This window comes from Nostoc sp. CALU 1950, assembly GCF_051172895.1.
Taxonomy (GTDB): domain Bacteria; phylum Cyanobacteriota; class Cyanobacteriia; order Cyanobacteriales; family Nostocaceae; genus Nostoc; species Nostoc edaphicum_A.
Genome location: NZ_JBDNJQ010000024.1, coordinates 1 through 21,911 on the forward strand (window position 1 = coordinate 1; position 21,911 = coordinate 21,911).

General features: G+C 41.8%; 13 protein-coding genes. 4 read left to right on the forward strand and 9 right to left on the reverse strand.

Translation table 11 applies throughout. From position 1 onward, the window contains the following. Nucleotides 1–99 precede the first annotated feature (99 nt). A complete protein-coding gene (locus ABF638_RS09420; protein ID WP_435022251.1) occupies nt 100–1,599 on the forward strand; it encodes a carotenoid oxygenase family protein in 1,500 nt (499 codons plus the stop codon). 4 nt (nt 1,600–1,603) lie between these two features. Here ABF638_RS09420 and ABF638_RS09425 read toward each other — a convergent pair whose 3' ends face one another. The 4 genes from ABF638_RS09425 to kdpA form a co-directional block, all read right to left on the reverse strand. Next, entirely contained in the window at nt 1,604–2,752 is a 1,149-nt protein-coding gene (locus ABF638_RS09425) for a universal stress protein (RefSeq protein ID WP_435022338.1), read from the reverse strand. A 145-nt stretch (nt 2,753–2,897) separates the two neighbouring features. Then, nucleotides 2,898–3,497, reverse strand: coding sequence for a K(+)-transporting ATPase subunit C (gene kdpC, locus ABF638_RS09430; RefSeq protein WP_435022253.1), 600 nt, complete (start codon nt 3,495–3,497; stop codon nt 2,898–2,900). A 336-nt stretch (nt 3,498–3,833) separates the two neighbouring features. Then, nucleotides 3,834–5,939 (reverse strand): potassium-transporting ATPase subunit KdpB, encoded by a 2,106-nt coding sequence (gene kdpB / locus ABF638_RS09435; RefSeq protein WP_435022340.1) that lies wholly within the window; start codon nt 5,937–5,939, stop codon nt 3,834–3,836. Between the two features lie 449 nt (nt 5,940–6,388). Next, entirely contained in the window at nt 6,389–8,074 is a 1,686-nt protein-coding gene (gene kdpA, locus ABF638_RS09440) for a potassium-transporting ATPase subunit KdpA (RefSeq protein ID WP_435022255.1), read from the reverse strand. A 464-nt stretch (nt 8,075–8,538) separates the two neighbouring features. Between kdpA and ABF638_RS09445 the strand changes: the two genes are divergently transcribed. Further along, a complete protein-coding gene (locus tag ABF638_RS09445) occupies nt 8,539–9,636 on the forward strand; it encodes a sensor histidine kinase (protein WP_435022342.1) in 1,098 nt (365 codons plus the stop codon). 215 nt (nt 9,637–9,851) lie between these two features. Then, complete coding sequence (locus ABF638_RS09450) at nt 9,852–10,526, forward strand: response regulator (RefSeq protein ID WP_420758913.1); 675 nt, start codon at nt 9,852–9,854, stop codon at nt 10,524–10,526. A gap of 132 nt (nt 10,527–10,658) precedes the next feature. Here ABF638_RS09450 and ABF638_RS09455 read toward each other — a convergent pair whose 3' ends face one another. The 5 genes from ABF638_RS09455 to lepB all read right to left on the reverse strand — a co-directional run bounded on the left by ABF638_RS09455 (nt 10,659) and on the right by lepB (nt 19,949). Further along, on the reverse strand, nt 10,659–12,032 hold the full coding sequence (locus tag ABF638_RS09455; RefSeq protein WP_435022258.1) for a hybrid sensor histidine kinase/response regulator: 1,374 nt from the start codon (nt 12,030–12,032) through the stop codon (nt 10,659–10,661). 268 nt (nt 12,033–12,300) lie between these two features. Continuing rightward, a complete protein-coding gene (locus tag ABF638_RS09460) occupies nt 12,301–14,136 on the reverse strand; it encodes a GGDEF/EAL domain-containing response regulator (RefSeq protein WP_435022260.1) in 1,836 nt (611 codons plus the stop codon). After that, complete coding sequence (locus tag ABF638_RS09465; RefSeq protein WP_435022262.1) at nt 14,133–17,789, reverse strand: ATP-binding protein; 3,657 nt, start codon at nt 17,787–17,789, stop codon at nt 14,133–14,135. Before ABF638_RS09465 ends, ABF638_RS09460 begins: the two co-directional genes overlap by 4 nt. Before the next feature lie 539 nt (nt 17,790–18,328). Next, nucleotides 18,329–19,114, reverse strand: coding sequence for an MOSC domain-containing protein (locus tag ABF638_RS09470; RefSeq protein ID WP_435022264.1), 786 nt, complete (start codon nt 19,112–19,114; stop codon nt 18,329–18,331). A 193-nt stretch (nt 19,115–19,307) separates the two neighbouring features. Then, nucleotides 19,308–19,949 carry a signal peptidase I gene (gene lepB, locus ABF638_RS09475; RefSeq protein ID WP_181931016.1) on the reverse strand — a complete coding sequence of 214 codons (642 nt, stop codon included), beginning with the start codon at nt 19,947–19,949 and terminating at the stop codon, nt 19,308–19,310. 392 nt (nt 19,950–20,341) lie between these two features. Between lepB and ABF638_RS09480 the strand changes: the two genes are divergently transcribed. Further along, nucleotides 20,342–21,661, forward strand: a complete 1,320-nt coding sequence (locus tag ABF638_RS09480; protein ID WP_435022266.1) for a dihydroorotase — start codon at nt 20,342–20,344, stop codon at nt 21,659–21,661. The last annotated feature ends 250 nt before the right edge of the window (nt 21,662–21,911 follow it).

Below are 21,911 nucleotides of genomic sequence, written 5' to 3' on the forward strand. Positions count from 1 at the left end.
AGAAGGCTTCTTAGTTGTACTGAGTTTTTTCAGAAATCAAATATGAGTCCTATAGCAGCTACATCTTTTTGTTCAAGTTAACAATAATAAACCAAGTATATGCAGAGTTTTAAAAGTCAAGAGAGCTTAGTTACAGAAAAATCCTACACTCGTGCAGACTGGCAAGGAGGATATCAATCTCTCACCCAAGAATTTGATTATTGGATTGATGATATAGAAGGGCAAATTCCTACAGAATTACAAGGTACGCTGTTTAGAAATGGCCCTGGTTTACTGGATGTGAATGGGCAATCTCTTCATCACCCATTTGATGGGGATGGAATGATTAGCAAAATTACCTTTACTAACGGTCGTGCCCATTTTCGCAACCGCTTTGTCCGCACAACTGGGTATTTGGCAGAGCAAAAGGCGGGAAAAATTCTCTATCGTGGTACTTTTGGTACTCAAAAACCCGGTGGTTGGCTAGCTAATATCTTTGACTTCAAACTCAAAAATATTGCTAATACAAATGTTATCTATTGGGGTGGTAAACTGCTAGCACTCTGGGAAGGATCTGAAGCACATCGCCTCGATCCCTACACTCTTGAAACCTTGGGGAATGAATATTTTAATGGTGTTTTATCACCAGGTGACGCTTTCGCTGCACATCCCCGTTTGGAAAAAAATTGCGATCAAGATGGAGGTGCATCTTGCCTGGTAAATTTCTCGATTAAGCCAGGATTATCCACCACGATTAATATTTTTGAACTAAACCCAACGGGTGAAATTATCAGAAGCCACGCTCATAAAGTTTCAGGTTTCTGTTTTATTCACGATTTCGTAATTACTCCCAATTACTGTATCTTCTTTCAAAATCCTGTTACCTTCAATCCCATACCTTTCGCCTTGGGAATACGTGCAGCAGGAGAATGTATTAAATTTCAGCCAAATCAGCCAACTCAAATTCTAATTATTCCCCGCTTCCCTAAAGAAGGGCAAGAAGAGATGAAAATTCTGGAAACTCAGTCGGGTTTCGTCTTCCACCACGTTAATGCTTTTGAGGTGGGAGAGGAAGTTTTGATTGACTCCATTTGCTACCAAGATTTACCAGAAGTGGAACCCAAAAGTGATTTTCGACAAACTGATTTTGAGGCGAATTCACCTGGGCAACTCTGGCGATTTCATCTGAATTTAAAGAATGGGATAGTCCGACGAGAATTGATTGATAGCCGCTGCTGTGAATTTCCTAGCATACATCCGGCGAATGTGGGACGCTCTTATCGATATCTATATATAGGTGCGGCTCATGCTGAGACTGGTAATGCTCCCTTACAAGCATTGCTGAAAATTGATTTAGAGTCTGGAGAAAGACAAATATGGAGTGCTGCACCCCGTGGTTTTGTGGGTGAACCGATTTTTGTCCCGCGCCCAGGTTCCGAAAAGGAAGATGATGGTTGGGTATTAGCTTTGGTTTATGATGCTACCCATCACCGCTCAGATTTGGTAATTTTGGATGCTAGTGATTTCTCTAAAGGAGTAATAGCGCGACTACATTTGAAACATCATATCCCCTATGGTCTGCATGGGAGCTTTACTTCTGAGGTTTTTGGGGAAATTTGATTCCCTATTTGGGTGAAACCATTTTTTCGCTGGCAATAATATGCAAATCGATATTTTTGAGCAAGCGCACTAATTTTTGCGTCAAAGATCCTTTTATGAGCATTTGCCAGCGCGATCGCTGACTCTCTCCAATTACAATTTGGGTAATCCGATATTTTTCGGCAACTTCTGCGATCGCATTAGCTACGTTACTGTTGGTAACACGAATGAAAGTACCTTCAAATTCTTTACAAAGTTTCTCACATGTGTGGATATGTAAGCTTTCCTCTTTGCTAAGGAAGCGTTCTGGATCGGCAACGAATAAGGTATAAAGTGGCGCGTTCATATAGTTAGCCAGCCTCGCACCCCGGCGTAACAGTTGCACTGAGTTGGGATAGGTGGATACACATACCAAAACTCGCTCGTGAATATTACAAAATTGTCCGTTGGGAGTAGAGGCAATCGCATTTTCTTCCACGTTGTCTGCTACTTCCCGCAAAGCCAACTCCCGCAAAGCAATCAGGTTACGGCGTTGGAAAAAGTTATCGAGGGATTGTTGGATTTTTTGCGGTTCATAAATCTTTCCTTCTAACAACCGTTCTTGCAGTGTTTCCGGTGTTACATCCACTACTACTATCTCATCTGCATCATCCAGAATCCTGTCAGGAACACGCTCACGGACTATCACACTTGTAATTCTAGCTACTAAGTCATTAAGACTTTCCAAATGCTGGACATTCATTGTGGAGTAGACATCAATACCTGCTGCTAAAACTACTTCTACATCTTCGTAGCGTTTTTCACGTGGAGAACCAGGGACGTTAGTATGGGCAAGTTCATCGATTAAGACTAATTGAGGCGATCGCTTTAAAATAGCATCTGTATCCATATCCGTTAGCGTCAACTCACCACGAGGATATTGCTTACGGGGTAAAATCTCCAGTCCCTCTGCTTTTTCAGCCGTCTCTTTCCGTCCGTGGGTTTCCAAAAGCCCAACAACGACATCAATTCCTTCCTGCTTGAGTGCATGTCCCTCTTCCAGCATTCGGTAAGTTTTACCTACCCCAGGAGCCATGCCAATAAATATTTTATGCTTTCCCCGTCGTCGTGCCGGATAAAGCGAGTAACTTCCAGAATTTAAAGGTGCAGTGCCAGCCGAACCAGTATTGGTCATTTGTCCTTTGTCATTGGTCATTTGTAAGGATTTTAAGCCTATTTTCGTTTCGTAGCATAATTTGGTTTATTCCGGCCCACTTACTTAGTACTCCTACTTCATCGGAAACGAAAACAGCGCTTTACCCATGCCCAATGCCCATTTACTAATTTTGCTGACGATTAATATCTTGCAAGTCAAGAGCATAATTCAATCGCAGAACATTGACCCCTGGCTCACCAAAAATCCATAAAAATCTGCCATCAGTATACTTATTAATTAAAGGTAGAATCTCATCTTCTTTTATTCCCCGCGCACCAGCAACCCGTGTCAATTGTTGCCGTGCTGCTCTGAAGGAAATATGTGGATCTAAACCGGAAGCAGAGGTATAAATTATATCGGCGATCGGTTGAAGATTTTCGTCTCGCAATTGATTTGACTGTTCTAGAATCCGCTTTAGTAGCTCTGGATTGCTAGCAGCGAGATTGCTAGCTCCAGATATGCCAGTTGGCCTGGCTCTTTTGCCTTGGCTATATCGAACAGTACTGGGACGAGGATGGAAATATCGCTCAGATGTGAACAGCTGACCAATTAAAGCCGAACCAATGGGTTCATTATTTAGATTCAGCATGATGCTGCCATTAGCTTGATAGGGCAAAAAGACTTGACCCACTACAAGGATTACCAGAGGATAGATGATTGCAGTCAACAACCAAAGCATTAGAGTTATAAAAATTGCTCTGATGGTTTCTCGAATAATAGCCATAAAAAGTTTTCCAATTGCTCCTAGAATTTAATTTTTAATTTTTAATTTTTTAATTCTTTTGCCCACGCAGTAGAACGTTTCAGGGTGCTGTTAGCAACAGCATAAACAACTGGGGCAGTTACCACATTCAAGCACAGCAGGATAAAAATAGCGAGTGGTAGGTGTTGTTTATGCCATTGCGACCAAACAAAGGACATAGCCGAAGCAGTGCTGAGTGAAAACGATGTTTATTCATATTCTTCTTGTTCTCCCTCTCAACAGGTAAAAGTAAAAATGTTTATTATTTTACTTTGTTCAAGATGTGTTAGTTTCACAGCGTCTTTACTTTTGCTGTCCTTAAGCCAAGCCTACAACTGTAATCAGTATATCGATCAGCTTAATGGCAATAAACGGTGCAATCACCCCACCTAAGCCGTAAATTAAGATATTGCGTTGGAGTAGCTGATTAGCTGTCAGCGGTCTAAATCGCACACCCTTTAATGCCAAGGGAATCAAAGCAGGAATAATCAAAGCATTATAAATTAGCGCTGATAGTACAGCAGATTTAGGGCTAGTCAAATTCATAATATTCAAGCTTTGCAGGTTAGCAGCGACAAATATCACTGGGATAATTGCAAAGTATTTAGCAATATCATTAGCGATAGAAAATGTCGTTAATGCTCCACGAGTAATCAACAATTGTTTGCCAATATTAATGATATCGATCAGCTTTGTGGGATCGGAGTCTAAATCGACCATGTTGGCGGCTTCTTTGGCAGCTTGCGTTCCTGTATTCATAGCAACACCGACGTTAGCTTGGGCTAATGCGGGAGCATCGTTAGTCCCATCTCCCGTCATGGCAACCAGTTTACCTGCTGCTTGTTCCTTTTTAATGACGCTGATTTTGTCTTCTGGTGTGGCTTCGGCAATGAAGTCATCAACGCCAGCTTCTCTGGCAATGACAGAAGCAGTAATTCGGTTATCGCCAGTTAGCATGATGGTACTCACTCCCATCCGTCGCAGTTGCTCAAAGCGATCGCGGATACCAGGTTTAACTATATCTTTGAGATAAATAATTCCATAGATTTCGTTATCGAGGCTAACTGCTAAAGGTGTACCTCCCAGGCGAGAAACTCGTTCATAGGCAGCATCTAATTCTGGCGTATCGCGTCCGTTGCGGGAACGGACAAATCCTTTAATGGCTTCTACTGCTCCCTTCCTCGCCTCATACCCACCACGTAAGTTAGTACCACTCATGCGTGTTTTGGCAGAAAAATCGACTGCTTCTGCCTGACTGGAGTCGAAATCAAACCGTGCTACTAACTTTTCTGCCAGTCGGACAATGGATTTACCTTCTGGTGTATTGTCAAAGACACTAGCCGCCCAGGCAACATTAGCAATTTCCGACATTGAATGACCGTTGATAGGAATAAATTCTTCCGCTAAACGGTTGCCGATGGTAATTGTACCCGTCTTGTCGAGAACTAAAGTGTTGACATCACCACATGCTTCGACTGCTCGTCCGGAAGTCGCAATGACGTTAAATTGAGCAACTCGATCCATACCAGCAATGCCGATGGTACTTAGCAAGCCGCCAATGGTTGTAGGAATCAATGCCACTAATAGGGCAATCAAAATTGGCACGCTGACTGGACTGTTGACATAGTATGCAAGTGCGGGCAAGGTTACCACGACTAATAAAAATACTAAGCTCAGAACTGCCAGCAATACTGTCAGGGCAATTTCATTGGGTGTTTTACTCCGTTCTGCCCCTTCCACCAAGGCAATCATCCGGTCAATAAAGCCTTTGCCTGGGTCAGATGTAATGCGGATAATTAGTTCATCTGAGATAATCCGCGTCCCGCCAGTGATAGAACTAGAAACGTCCGAGCCTGATTCTTTTAATACTGGTGCAGATTCCCCAGTAATTGCCGATTCATCTACTGAGGCGACACCCATAACTACTTCGCCATCAGCGGGGATGATATCGCCAGCAACAACGTAGATGGTATCGCCCTGTTTGAGGCTGGTGGATGAAACTTCACTAATTGTGCCGTCGGGAGCAAGTTTTTTAGCGATCGTTTCTGATTTCGTTAACCGCAAGGCATCGGCTTGGGCTTTACCCCGTCCTTCTGCCAATGCTTCGGCAAAATTGGCAAACCAAACTGTAAAGAATAAAATCCCCGACAATAAACCGTTGAAAAGTTGTGGGTTCTTTTGCAGGGCTGGGCCAAATAGGTTGGGATCGATTGTCAGCAATAGGGTGATGATTGTCCCCACCCAAACCACAAACATCACTGGATTTTTAATTGCATACTTAGGGTTGAGCTTGACAAAAGCATCTCTAATTGCCCTTAAGTACAGCCACTTATTACTTGCCCTGGCCTTTTTACGTTCTTGGCGGCGATCGCCAGAACGAGAATTTGGGCGTCTAGCTTTGGAGTTAGTTGCCACTGGATTAATAAATAAAGTTAGGAGTTAGAAGTTAGGAGTTAGGAGTTAGGGGTTAGGGGTTAGCCCGGATTTCTCACTCATAGTGTGGAGGGTGTGGGAGGTGTGGGAGGTTAGGAGTAGTGCTGCCAAGGTGAGTCTTGTATTCATTACTAGCTCAGAACTTGGAAGTTGAGCTTCTGAAGTCGGAATTTTCAAAATTCTAAAAGAACAAGTGAAAATTTTGTTTGAATGAATATGAAATTCAAGCTACACATTACCTTGACATGCTTAGAGTTAGGAGTTATTAGGAACTTCCAATGAAAAAAGATCCAACCTGTAGAATGCCTAATGCACCATCTGATGAAGGTGCATGACGTTATCGCTAACACCGCAACGCGCTGGCTCTCCTACGAAACCGGATAATTTATTTTTTGGTATTCTCTTAATTGCAAACTAATAACTCATAACTCATAAATTTTCTAACTGCCAGATGCTAGTTTTAAACCCTCTGCTATGGGGCCTAAAGCTAGAACGGGAAAGAAAGTTAACACTCCTAAAACCAGTGTCACTCCAGCCGTGATACCGGTAAATACCAGAGAATCTGTTCTTAGGGTAGCAGGGGTTTCGGGGACTGGTTGTTTGCGAGACATGCCATCAGCTAAGAGTAGAATGGCAATTATCGGAATGTAGCGTCCTCCTATTAAGCTAACTAAAGTACTCAAGTTCCACCATAGGGTGTTATCTCCCAACCCCTCTAAGCCGGAGCCATTATTTGCTGCTGCTGAGGCGTATTCATAAACTACTTGGGAAATGCCGTGATAGCCAGGGTTGCTAATTCCAGATAGGGAGATGGGATAAGCCAAGGCGATCGCACTGGGAATCAAAACTAGAATTGGGTGAATCAACAGCACTACGCTGGCAAGGACGATTTCCCGCTTTTCAATTTTGCGTCCTAAAAACTCTGGGGTGCGTCCTGCCATTAGTCCAGTTAGGAACACTGTGAGAATTAAGTAAATAAATAGGTAAGCTGTTCCCGTTCCCTGACCGCCCCAGATAACCTGGATAAACAAGTTGAAGAGGGTCGAAAATAATCCTGGTGGCATCAAAGAATCATGCATCCCATTCACCGCACCAGACATAGTAGCGGTAGTCATCACTGCCCAAAATGACGTTTGTACCCAGCCAAATCGAACTTCTTTACCCTCTAAATTGGGCTGTTCTAATCCAAAGGCGTTATTAACTAGGGGATTACCTTGCAGTTCTCCCACGGCTGTCACTCCCACCAAAACTACAAAAATTACAAACACCATCCAGAAAAGCAGCCAAGCTTGTTTGATGTTGTTAGCAAATATACCGTAGGTGTAAATCAAGGCTGCGGGTATAGAAATCATGGCGATCATTTCTATCAAGTTAGAAGCGCCATTAGGATTTTCAAAGGGGTGAGCTGAGTTTACGCCAAAAAAACCTCCGCCGTTCTCGCCCAAAAGTTTGATCATTTCAAAGGACGCCACCGGGCCTCTGGCAAGATATTGCGTCCCGCCTTCTAAGGTTGTCACATCCATAGTCTTGGCTAATGTTTGTGGCACACCTGCGACAAGCAAAGCGATCGCTCCAATGATCGAAATCGGCAGCAATATTCGCGTAATTCCACGCACGAGATCGACGTAAAAGTTTCCCAGTCTTCTACCCGTCAACCCACGAATAAAGGCAATTCCCACGGCTAAACCGGTGGCTGCGGAGGTGAACATCAAAAAGCCTAAAGCCGCTACCTGGCTAAAATAGCTCAAGGTTGTTTCACCAGCATAATGTTGTTGATCGGTATTGGTAACAAATGAAATCGTTGTGTGCAGCAATACATCCCAGTTGGGCGCACCAAAGCCGTTTGGATTCCAGGGTAAGAGTCTCTGAAAATATATTAGAAAATATACTGAAATTCCCATAATGAGGTTGGTAAACAGTACAGCCCGGATATACTGCGAACCTGTCATATCATCCTTCCTCCGAACACCCGCAAGTACGAACATACTTCGCTCTATGGGGTTCATTAAAAAATCAAGCAGTGTTCTTTCTCCCAAGAAGACACGCGCTATGTATTTTCCGAATAGTGGAGTGATTGCTATCACAATACACAGCGTTAAGCTAATTTGCAAAAAACCTTGTCCCATATATCTTGCGCTAAATTAAATTTAAGTGCTAGCAAGCCAATTCTTAGAAATAACAGATTGAAGTATTTACTATTTTCAGTTATTACTATTTTCCAGATACTTGTTAAAGTTTTTGTTAAGAATATTTAATTTTTACTCTTAATTCATCTATCTCAACTAGTTAGGATTATTTGTTTATACAATACATTTTCAAAGTTTGCTACTTTCAAAGAATATAAATATCCCAGAGGATTTTCTTAATGGGAGTAGGGATTAGGAAGATTGTGGTATATACCCCGCCCCTTGTGGGCAAATACCCAGTCCCCAGTTCTCAGTCACCTTTCCTGCATCTGGATAATCGTAATTTTCGGGTTAATTCTCAAAGTTGGCATTTGCAGATATAGATTACAGATAGATCATAATTGGTGAATTAAATAGTTATGCAGATTGTATAGTCACGATTTTTTAGTAAATCATAAATGACGATGTTAAGTCGATTATTGACTATGAAAGAACCTATAAATGAACGTAGGGAGATATATGGGCTAATAGCGATCGCCTTTGCGATCGTTATAGTCTTGGAATATTTAACACCACCTGAGTACGTATTTGGCTACCTCTACACAGGGACAATTTTGTTAGCAGATTCTCGATTGAATCGGAAAGCAGTATTGGGGATCACTCTTGCTGCTACAGGATTAACATTGTTGAATTTGTTTATCCCCGGAGGAGAAATAATTGATCCCCCAACGTTGGCAAATCGGCTGATTGCAGTATTGGCGTTGATGGTAACAGGTTGGTTAAGTGACCGCAACCACCGCAATGAGGAAGCGATCGCTTATACCCAAGCACAATTACGCTCCCAAGAACAACTAGCTACCATGCGTGAAGATTTTGTTTCTACCCTAACGCATGATTTGAAAACACCTCTATTAGGAGCAATTGAAACGCTGAAATATTTTCAAAATGAGCAATTTGGTGAAATTACGCCAATGCAAGCAAAAGTCTTGCAAACAATGGCTCGTAGCCATCGGAGTACACTGCAATTAGTCCAAACACTTTTAGATGTATACCGCAATGATACTGAAGGGCTGAAACTACAGATATCACCAGTTAACTTGGTGACTGTGGCGGAGGAAATCATCGCTACCCTGACTGAACTAGCGAGAACACGTCAAGTTTATATTTCTCTGCACTATGGCGAATCAGATTTTCGGAGCTTTCTTTGGGTAAATGGCGATTCTTTGCAACTTGGGCGAGTCTTCACCAATCTCCTGAGTAATGGCATTAACCATACCCCTCGTGGCGGTAAAGTGGAAGTAGTATTTGAAGGTTATTCTAGCGATCAAGTGGTAAAAATACTCGATACTGGTTCCGGCATTACCGAAAAAGAGTTACCCCACTTATTTGAGAGGTTTTATCAAGGAAATAGCGATCGCCACGTTTCTGGATCTGGGCTAGGGCTTTATTTGACCAGACAAATTATTACTGCTCATGGGGGTACAATTTGGGCAGAGAATCGCTCACCACGAGGCGCACTGTTTGGTTTCCGACTCCCAGCTTGTCCACCACCGGGGAGTTGAGGAGTGAGCAGGGGAGGCAGGGGAGCAGAGGGAGCAGGGGAGCAGAGGGAGCAGGGGAGCAGGGGGAGAATAATAATGCCCAATGTCCAATGCCCAATAACAAATGACAAATGACAAATGACAAATGACCAATAACAAATGACAAATGACAAATGACAAATGACAAATGACAAATGACCAATGACCAATAACCAATGACCAATGACCAATAACAAATGACAAAAATCTTACTAGTTGAAGATGATGAATTATTTCGGCTTGGTCTGCGGATGCGGTTGCAACAAGAAACCAGTTTGGAGATTGTCGCAGAAGCAGAAGATGGGGAACAAGCTGTAGAATTAGCAAATCGCTATCCTCTGGATTTGGTCTTGCTGGATATAGGTTTACCGGGAATTGGCGGGATTGAGGCTTGTCGCCAAATCAAGCAGAAGCACCCAAATTTACCAATTCTCGTTTTAACGTCTCGTTCTGAAAAACCCCTGATTTCGCGGTTAATTGCCGCCGGGGCCCAAGGTTACTGCCTTAAAGGTATTCCTGCTGAGTCTTTAATATTGGCTGTGCGATCGGTTGCGGCGGGCGCTTCTTGGTGGGATCAAACAGCAACAACAGAAATTAGAGCCGCTTTTGAGGGCAATTCTCTGGCGGTGCAGTCCACAAAAACTGACGAAGCCTTAGAAAATCCCTTAACGAAGCGGGAACAAGAAATTTTGGCACTGGTAGCAGCTGGCAAAAGCAATCAAGAAATTGCTGAGATCCTCTACATTGCTCCTGGTACAGTGCGGGTTCATGTCCATGCTATTTTACAGAAACTAGAAGTACGCGATCGCACTCAAGCCGCAGTCTTAGCTATCCAAAAAGGATTGGTAGCACCAGAATTGTTGATTAATTAGATTTATTTGTCATTTGTCATTTGTCATTTGTCATTTGTCATTGGTCATTTGTCATTGGTCATTTGTCATTGGTCATTGGTCATTGGTCATTGGGCATTATTATTCTCCCCTGCTCCCCTGCTCTCCATCTCCCTAATCCCCAATCCCCAATCCATTTTCCGATTTTGAAAATTGCGATGAGATATCAGGTTGCTCTATGGGAATTTCGATCGCAAACTCTGCTCCTTTGCCAACATCTGAGGTACAAGTAATATTTCCTCGGTGTTTTTGCACGATAATCTGATAGCTAATGGATAATCCTAGTCCACTACCTTTACCCACTGGTTTTGTTGTAAAAAATGGGTCAAATAAACGCGATCGCAACGACTCTTCTATACCAAGACCATTATCAGCGATCGCAATTTTGACCATATTCAAGTCTGTCACCTCTGTATGAATCCGAATTTGGGGAGTAGTGAGTAGTGAGTAGGGAGTAGAAGATTGATTCCCCATTCCCCACTCCCCATTCCCCATTCCCTCTTCTATTGCATCAATAGCATTATTCAACAGATGCATAAATACTTGGTTTAGTTCACTTGCATAACAAGTGACTAGGGGTAAGTTACCATAATCTTTTACTACGATAATTGCCGGACGTTCAGCTACTTCCCTGAGCCGATGTTGTAACATCACCAAAGTATTTTCGATGTCTTCATGGATATTTACCCGCTTCATCTCTGCTTCATCATGTCGAGAGAAGTGTTGTAGCGCCAATACAATTTCCCGAATGCGATCAGAACCCCTATACATTGCACCTATCAGGCTTTGCAGATCCTTAATCATAAAATTCAGGTCTACGTCTTTGGCTATTTGCTGAATTTTTGGTGTGGGTTTGGGATATTCCTGTTGATAAATCTCAATAATATTCACTAGGTCTTGCACATATTGACCAGCATATTGGAGATTCCCATAAATAAAACTGATCGGGTTATTAATCTCATGAGCCAGCCCAGCCACTAACTGTCCCAGGGCCACCATCTTTTCGTTCTGAATTTGTTGAACTTGAGAGGCTTTCAAGTCGTCAAGGGCCTGTTGGAGTAAAAAGTTTTTTTCTTGTAGTTTAACTTGGAGCAAACGTAAATTAATCTGATTTTCAATTCGCAATACCACCTCTGCCCCATGAAAAGGTTTTGCAATATAATCTACACCACCAACATCAAAGGCTTTTACCTTATCTACAACATCATCCAAGGCACTAATAAAAATTACTGGAACTTCACAAGTTTTATCATCAGCTTTCAACTGTTGACAAACTTGATAGCCATCCATATCTGGCATATTGATATCCAGCAAAATCACATCAGGCAAAACCATTTGACACGCAGTCAATGCCATTTTACCGTTTAAGGCTTTGCGAACTTCAAAGCCTTGTGCAGTCAACATTGCCGATAAAAGCCGCAAATTATCTGGGGTATCATCGACCACCAAAATATTTCTTTTATTATGGTTAGTTTGATTAAAATGCATTATTATCAAAAGCTAGGCGTATTATTATTGAGCTTAGTAAATGCTTCTTTGAAGTCACCTGAAGTTTGTTGACCAATTTCACCGAAATACTTATATTTATAGTTTAACTCCCACGGTGTCTGGAGAGTTTTACAGACTATCAAAGCTATTCTCTAATTAGAGAGCGTTGTGAACCGAATAATCTGCTTAGAGAAGTATAGTAGATAGGAGGCGCAGATTATCTAAACGAGCGTCAACAATGAACTTTTTCTCAGGTGTTACTTGATAGCTACCATTGAGGTGCTGAGGCAATAAACTTAAGAACCAATTGTTGCTCTATGGGTTCAGAAAACAGATATCCTTGAGCAAAATTGCAGTTTAAACTTCTCAATTGGGTTAACTGTTCTTCTGTTTCGACACCTTCAGCGATCGCACTCATCCCCATTGAGTTGGCAATGCCAATCATTGCTGGTACTAACCCCATATTCTCTTTGTTCTCCTGCATACGTTTGACGAAAGATTTATCAATTTTTAGTGCATTTAAAGGAAAGCTGTGCAGGTAACTCAAAGAGGAATATCCTGTACCAAAATCATCCATAATCAACTTGATTTTTCGTTGCTTTAGTTGCTTAAGAATTATTTTAATAGCATTAGTATTTTCCATAATTACACTTTCGGTAATTTCTAATTCTAAATATGCCGGATTTATTTTATTTTCATAAATTATTCGGTCAATTTGTTCTACTAAATTGGGCTGTAAAAATAACCGCGCACTCAAATTGACACTCATAGTTAGGGGTTCTGGTGTCACTGGATGATGTTGCCAGATGCTTAATTGATGACAAGCTGACTGTAATACCCAAGTATTGATGGCATTAATTAAACCTGTTTCTTCTGCCACAGGAATAAATTCTGTGGGAGAAATCAGACCACGAATCGGATGTTGCCAGCGTACCAAAGCTTCAAATCCAGAGATTCTGCCTGTAGTTAGAGAAATAATTGGTTGATAGTAAACAAGAAATTCTTGTCTTTCAACAGCCCTTCGCAGGTCATTTTCTAACTCTAAAAGCTGAATAGCTTCCTGATGCATCGCTGGATTAAAAACGTGATATTTTGCTCTTCCTTGAGCCTTAGCCCGATACATTGCCGTATCAGCATCTCGCAGCAAATACTCTGGGCGATCATAATCTTTATTGCCCCAACTAATACCAATACTGGCATTCATAAATACTTCATATCTTGACAGATTAAAAGCAAGTGATAGCTGTTGCATAATCCGTTCCGCAACTTGGATTGCTATGTTGATATCTGTGATATTTTCTAGGAGAATTCCAAATTCGTCCCCGCCCAATCGTGCTAAAGTATCAATAGGTATCAGACATGCTTGCAGGCGACGAGCGATGGCAATCAGCAATTCATCTCCCACCAGATGACCAAGGGAATCGTTGACAACTTTGAAGCGATCGCAGTCCAAAAAAAGTACCGCAAACTGATAATTAGATTCTTGCTTGGCTCGATTGAGGGCATTTTCTAGTCGCCTGATAAATAAAACTCGGTTTGGTAAGCCAGTCAGCGAATCATGCAGCGCTATATCTAACAGTTGACTTTGCAATTTTTGCCGGGAATTTATTTCTTGCTGGAGTTTTTGTAGAGTTTTTTCTAGCTCTCCAGTCCGCTGTTTTACCCGATGTTCCAGTTCGACATTTAGTTTCAATATTTCTAATCGCGCCGACCTCAATGCCAGTTGATTTTGCACGCGCACTAAAACTTCTTGAAACTCAAAAGGTTTGGTGATGTAGTCTACACCACCTACTTTAAAGGCTTTAACTTTATCAAAAACATCATCTAAAGCACTAATAAAAATTACCGGAATATCTGCTGTTAGATCCCAAGCTTTAAAGGTCTGACAAATTTCATAGCCATCTACTTCTGGCATCATAATATCGAGTAGAATCAAATCCGGTAATAGTGTTTGAGTTGCTGTCAGTGCCATTTGCCAATTCAAGGCTTTACGAACGTTATACCCTTCCCTTGTCAATATTGAGGATAAAACCCGGAGGTTATCCGCCATATCGTCAATGATCAAAATATCTTTTTTATCAGGGTCTAAATGCTCGTAATTCATTCTACGTTTGTTCTAGTCAATTCCATGATTTTCTCAAACTGGTAGTTATTTGCTAAATCCTTAAGAACTTGGAAAACTTGACCATTATCTGATGGAATTTGCTTGAGTAACTCTAAAATCAGTTCATCGCTACAGCTGGCTGCGGCATAGTGAATCTGTTGAAGCCACTCAGGCGGCATTTGTGATAAATGGCTCAGGAGTTCGGCAACACTGACAAACATCTGTGTAGCTTGATCGGCAGCTGCTGTGTTTGTAGTTTCTATTTGGTTGGTATACTTTAAACCTAAATGTTGGCTCAGTTTTTCCAATAATACTTCCTGTGTGAATGGCTTGCGAATAAAATCATCGCAACCAATGGACAAAATTTTCTGGCGTTCTTCCTCAAAGGCGCTAGCAGTTAGGGCAATAATAATCGTATCTGTATTGGAGAAACCCTGCATTCCTCCAGAGAAGTCGCAAGGGGAAGCCAAGGCTGTTGGTGTCCACGATCGCAAATTGGACATACCAGAAGCATCATTTCCCATAACACCAGTAGCTTCTTCTGTGTGAGACGCTTTGCGTACAACTTGAAGAATCTCGCAGTCGCCTGAATCAGTTAATCCTCCCGCAAGTCCCTGGCTCCCCGATGACGCCAGTTGTTTCAATTTTGGGAACTTCCGCAACTTACTGGCTGGCCCATGCCCTATTTGTTTAGCTTTAATCATTCTTGTCGCTTCGTAACCGTCCATGACCGGCATTCGCATATCCATAAAAATCAAGTGTGGTTGCCAAGATTCCCAATTAGCGATCGCTTCACTCCCATTTGTAGCTTCTTTAACTTCAAAGCCCAAAGATGTGAGAATTTTAACTAGCAACAGACGGCTTTCTTTGGAGTCGTCAACTACTAAGATCCGGTATGCTTTTTCAGTAGATGCTAAAGCTAGAATTCTCGATTTAATGTGGTTTGTCGGAATTTCTCTAGGGCAAGTTAGAGCAATCTGAATATCAAAGGCAAATGTACTACCGATACCAGGCATACTGCTGACAGTAATATCACCTCCCATCAGTTGCACGTATTTGCGGCTAATTGCTAAACCCAGTCCTGTCCCTTGCTGTGATTTTTTGCCGATTTCGGTTTGCTCAAAAGCCTCGAACAGCAAGTCAATTTCTTGCGGGGTAATACCACAGCCAGTGTCTTGTACCTCGAAGATTAGGGATTGGGGATTAGGGATTAGGGATTGGGAAGAGACTTCTTCAATAATTTCCCCTAGTCCCCAGTCCCCAGTCCCTAGTCCCCAGTCCCCAGTCCCCAGCCCCCAGTCCCCAGCCCCCAGTTTCACCCGTAGTATCACCGTCCCTATATCAGTAAATTTGATGGCATTTCCCAAGAGGTTGATCAAGACTTGACACAGTTTATTTTCGTCTGTTTCTATGTACTTAGGAATATCTTGTGTATATTCAAACTGTAATTCTAAATTTTTAGATGCAGCACGCAAGTGAAACAACTCTTCTAAATTCTTCAACAGATGAATTAAGTCAAAGCTGCTGCGATTTAATGTGATTCTGCCAGCTTCGATTTTGGACATTTCTAGAATGTCGTTAATTAAGTTGAGTAGGTGTTCGCCAGCACGATTAATAATTGCCAAGTTTTCTTGATGTTCGCCAGATAGCGAATAATCTCGGCTCATGACTTGGGTGAAACCAAGAATGGCGTTGAGTGGAGTACGCAGTTCGTGGCTCATGTTAGCCAGAAATTCGCTTTTGGCAAGGTTTGCAGCAGCGCTTCGAGCCGCTTCCCGAACGGCTGCTTGTTGTTCCTGTGCAGCTATTTCTTGCGATTGAATCAGTTCTTCTTGGGTAGTTTGCAGTTGCTCAATAACTTGCTGAAACTCTTCAGTACGTTTTTTTACTTGAGCCTCTAAGGTGCGATTGTATTCTGCTAATAACTTTTCTGTTTGTTTGCGTTGGGTGATATCAAAAAATGTAGCGATCGCAAAAGCCAGATTTCCCGATTCATCATAGATGGGTTTTCCCAAAACTTCAATGGGAATAATCTTGTCACAACAGCGAATTTCCATATCATCAACTCTGGTGCTTTCCCCAAGCAATGCTCTCAAAACGGGCATACGATCGCTGGGATAAAGTTGATCTGTCCCGACAAGGTAAGCTTGATATACCTCTGATAATTTTTCGGTACTAACTTCTGCGATCGCTCCTTGGCCAAGAATTTGCTGCCCAATTTGATTTGTATAATAAGGTTCCCCTTCAGCATCTATGATAAATACACCAACCGGCATGGCTTCTAAAAACTGAGTCAGCCGACTCTGACTTTGAGATAACGCCTCATTTAAGACTTGCATTTGGGCATTCTTGGCTTCCAAAGTACTAAAGGATGCTTGGAGTTGCTTTGCCATAGTTTCAAATGACTTGGCTAGTTCCCCAAGTTCATCGGAACGCTGAATTTCTGGTGTTTGCTCCCATTCACCTTTAGCAATTTTCTTCGCTGATGTGTTTAATTGCAAAATCGGTTTAATCACCCAGCGAGCAGTCAAAATTCCAATTCTTGTAGCTACTAAAAAAGCAACTATGCATAGCAAAATAGTGATTCGGGTGTTGGCGTTAATTTGTTCCATAAATTCGCCTTCAGGAATCACCACCACGATTAGCCAATCTAAACCTAGCTCGTCCTTCCAGCTTTTTACCTGCACAAAATAATGCATTCCATCGGCGCTAAAGGTTAGCTGTTGTTTCCCCACAACGAACCCAAGGCTGTCAAAGCGTTTGATCAAAGATTGTGTTGTGAGTCTAATTAAAGAATTTTGACTATCTAATGCTGATCGACGTTTTACTTCACCATTAATGATGGTATATGGTGGCTCACTAGTAGAAGAAGCCACTATTAACCCAGAACGCTCTAAAATAAAAGTTCTACCTGATCGATTAGCATTTAATTTGGCTAAAAAGTTGCCGATTTGTGATAATATTAAATCGGCACCAATCACCCCAATAAGTTGGTTAGTTTTATCGTAAACAGGATAGCTGGAAGATATTGATAAAATTTCTGGTTTATCTTCCCATTGATAAATTTTACTCCAGACGGGTTTGCCACTCTTTACTGCATCGGCATACCACGCTTCTACACGAGGATCATAATTTTTGACTTGCTGAAGCTGGCGGCGATTCCCTTTCCGGTCTGAATTGTAAATATAAAGTTTCCCGATGCCATTCTTTTCGGTAACTTCATTAATTAAGAACGTGCCATTATCTAAACGTTCAATACCGATAAATTCACCTTTGGGGTTGGCAAAATTGTTGTAGCCAACATTAAAAACCTGCATTTGTTTCCAAAAGTAATTTCCGGTGGTTTCAAAATCAGAAAGGTTAAGCAAACCTAGCTCAACCGCATCTAAGTTAATTTGATTTATTTGTTTCGGAGTTATTAAATAACTATCAAGATGTTGTTCAATGCGATCGCAGATTTCATTTTCTAATTGAGTAGCAAGCTCTTTTACCGCTTTTTGACCGTTTTGATACGAAAGATAGCCCACAAGTCCTACCGCCCCAAAAATTTGCAATATAAAGGGCACAATCAGAACATACCTCAGAGGCATCTTGGCATAAACTTTGCCAACTAAGCGATTAATAGATTTGACTGGCTGAAGTTTGGATAACATTGTTGTTTAATTCTTCCCCAACATACACTAGGGGCATTTTTGCCATATCAGCTACATTTTCAACTCAGCATAATTACGGCATATCTTCGCTTTCGCGATGACATTTTCGCACTCTATAGCATAAAAAAGCACTAAAATACTTCTTGAACTGGCTAAGTACCTCCAACGCCTAATTTTTAAACTTTGCGTAGGCATAGCCCATCGTAGACATCGACTAAGTTGGGCGGATACGCCATCGCACCTGAATTTGCTCAGTTTTATCTGGCAATGTGTCAACAGATTTTCTCGGATGAACTGAAATTTAACCGATAAGCTACAGTATGCCATTCTAAAATTCAGGTCGCCATTAGCACCCAATCCTAAATTTAATTTTTAATTGCTGGTGTTTTGATTTCCCGGTCTCAAAACCTCTGGACCCGTACAAAAACTTATACTTAACTACAACAATTTTAAAATTTTCATGCAAATGCACACTATAAACAAAAAAAATCCAAGAAAATTTACTTTGTATTTTTTATTATGAAGAAATGTTAACTTTGTTATGGAAGTATGTCAATCTCATCGCCGATTTGTAAAATTTTTCCAGTTGATGATGGGGGTAATTGGGTATTGACACTCAATCTGTAAAAATGATTAAAAGGCGATGAAGCAACCCAATTTGGCAGAGTTGCTTGTCGCTGGGTTGCGAAGATTTTTTGAAAGTTTGGGTAAGCTTCTCCTAAGTAAGAATCGCGTGTTGGGACTATACAACGCTGACATGGGTTAACCCCAAGAAGGTGAACATCTCCCACTCGAAAGGAGACGAAATTACCTTGTTCACCAAATAGCTGATCTTCCCAAAATGCTGGTACACCACCAATCTCAATATTGGCACGCATTCGACGGCGCATTTCATCTACACTTAAACCGGGAAACCAAGAAGCTACTGCTGCCAAGGTTGCTGTACTAATTACCGTTGGGCCTAATGAGTATGTATCGTCAGGAAAACCCATCTGAGAGTTTTGTCTCAAGGTGACAGCAAACTCAAAAAAATTACTCAAAGTTGCTTCTAATGCTTGCCGTTCCTCATCCAGATGAAAAATTTGTTGTGAGTCGCCGCCTGGGATTTGCAACGAGATAGTTCTATTTAAAAGTGCAAATTGCGCCCTTAGTAAATGGATTTTAGCATGACGCTTGCCATTGACAAATCTACCCTGTTCGTCAAAAATGGCAAACTCGCGGTCATGATGTAGTGCGCCACTGGCAAGAACTCTAGCGTTCTCAACTTCAACACCATCCAGTGACTTAACTGGATACACTAAAATCTTTGCTAGGTAAGGCGTCATAGCAATTTGGGATTTTGGGTCGTAAGCGCAACTTGGATTTTGGATTAAAGATTGGTGATTTAGTAGTCCCCAATCTAAAATCTAAAATTTTTTTGTTACTTATAGCGTTTCTTACTCAGGAACGAAAGCTATTACTAGATTAAGAGTTTTTTTGTATCTTATGCGAGTGAGAACCGCTATATCCATTTGCTAATTATGGATATACTGGCGATTTATCTATCCCTCCAACATGATTTAGAGGCCAGAAGCGAACTACAGCACGTCCAATAATATTCTGGCGGGGGACAACACCCCAGCAGCGGCTATCGTAACTACTGTTACGATTATCACCTAGTACTAAATATGAATCTGCTGGTATGGTCTGGGGTTTTGCTAAAAAAGGTGGCTGCGGCCCTGATTGGCAAACATCAATGACTGTGCTTTGGCCAGAACTGAGGTAATTTGCTTCTGGGAGGGGTTTGTCGTTGATATAGACTTTGCCATTCCTAAGTTGGATTTTTTCTCCAGGTAAGGCGATTATACGTTTAATAAAAGCATCGTGGTATTGTTCTTTTTGGAGTTCTGCCGTAGGTGAAAATACTACGATATCCCCCCGTTGCGGGTCAGCAAATTTATACTTCAACTTATCGACAATAATTTTGTCTGCCTCCCACTGGTTTGGCGTACCATGCAGAGTTGGTTCCATCGATCCAGAAGGAATCCAGCGTGCTTCCGCAACAAAGGTACGAATTCCCAGAGCTAGAACAATGCTCAAGACAATTGTTCTACCTAGCTCTGCGATCCAGGAATTATCGGGTTGTTGACTAGAGTTGTTATCAGACACTTGATTTTGCATGAAATTACTGAACTGAACGAAAAATGTAGGTAATTAACTCGCCTAGTGAAACTTTATCTGTTAATCTTAACGGGAAAATTTTAATTTCCTATTCATGTTTGCATCTTGACTACCAATTTTAGATTGGGGATTTTAGATTTGGGATTAGAGTGTTTTTTCTAGGTCATGACTCGCCTCTGGTGGGCGAAACCAATGTAAAATACTCAAGCCTCATCCTTTCCAGGATACGGTCAATCCAAAATCCAAAATTGATTGACGGGGTTCTTCATAAATTAAAAATAAACTTTTTTTTAACGTGCGGCAAAAATTGGTTACTCCGATCGCGAATAAGTTTAACCTAAAAGCATAGTTCTCTGTAATACATAGCTCCCTGTTTAAACTTTATTAATCCTATGTCATCTCCAAAAAGTTTACTGATTCGCCGCGCTCGCATAATCTTACCCAATGGTGAACTGATGATTGGGGACGTGTTGACGCGCGATCGCCAAATAGTCGAAGTTGCGCCAGAAATCTCCGAAATATCACTAGCCACTGAAGTTGACGCAGAAGGGTTAACTTTGTTGCCAGGAGTTATTGATCCGCAGGTACATTTCCGGGAACCTGGACTAGAATACAAGGAAGATTTATTCACCGCCAGTTGTGCTTGTGCTAAAGGGGGAGTCACTTCCTTTTTGGAAATGCCCAATACACGTCCCCTGACAACGACACAGCAGGCTTTAGATGACAAGCTAGAACGTGCCTCACAAAAGTGCTTGGTTAATTATGGGTTTTTTATTGGGGCAACACCAGAGAATCTCCCAGATTTGCTTTTAGCAAAGCCAACACCAGGAATTAAGATTTTCATGGGGTCGATGCATGGTCAATTGCTAGTTGATGGTGAAATAGCACTCTCTGCGATATTTGCCAAAGGCGATCGCTTGATTGCCGTTCATGCCGAAGACCAAGCTAGAATTAACCAACGCCGCCAAGAATTTGCCAACATTCACGATCCAGCCATTCACTCCCAAATTCAAGATAATCAAGCGGCGCTGTTGGCAACTCAACTAGCATTGAAACTTTCTCAAAAATATCAACGTCGGTTGCATATTCTGCACATGTCAACTGCCGAAGAAGCAGAGTTACTGCGTCAGCAAAAACCTAGTTGGGTAACAGCAGAGGTAACGCCACAGCATTTGTTGTTAAATACCAGTGCATATCAGCAGATTGGTACCTTAGCACAGATGAATCCACCTTTGCGATCGCCCCACGATAACGAAGTTCTCTGGCAAGCTTTGCGCGATGGCGTGATTGATTTCATCGCTACAGATCACGCCCCCCACACCTTAGAAGAAAAAGCTCAAGAATACCCCAACAGTCCTTCGGGAATGCCTGGGGTGGAAACTTCCCTCGCGTTGATGTTAACTGCGGCGATGGAGGGTAAGTGTACTGTTGCTCAAGTTGTGAACTGGATGTCTAAGAATGTGGCTGTAGCTTATGGTATTCCCAATAAGGGAGCGATCGCACCTGGTTACGACGCCGATTTAGTGCTTGTAGATTTAAACACATATCGCCCAGTCCAGCGTGAAGAACTTTTAACCAAATGCCATTGGAGTCCCTTTGAAGGCTGGAACCTCACTGGCTGGGCTAAAACCACCATAGTCGGCGGTGAGATTGTTTATGACAAAGGCCAGGTAAATACGCAAGTGCGGGGTCAAGCTTTAACTTTCTTGTAGCAAATATTTATTTAAGCTTACGTAGTAGACAAAGAAATATACATCAAAGCCATACTTGAACGGGCAAGATTTTCATCTATCCAGAGTCAAGACTAGACCAATGCGGTTTGGTTAAAGCTAAAAGATGAAAATCCTTGTGTTTTCCTCCTTTACCCTTTTAACCAAAGGGTATTGACTTGTCGCTGTATCAAAAATTGCAACTTGAAACCCTGAATTTATTTATAAGTGTCTCAAGTCAAATCTTCAATAA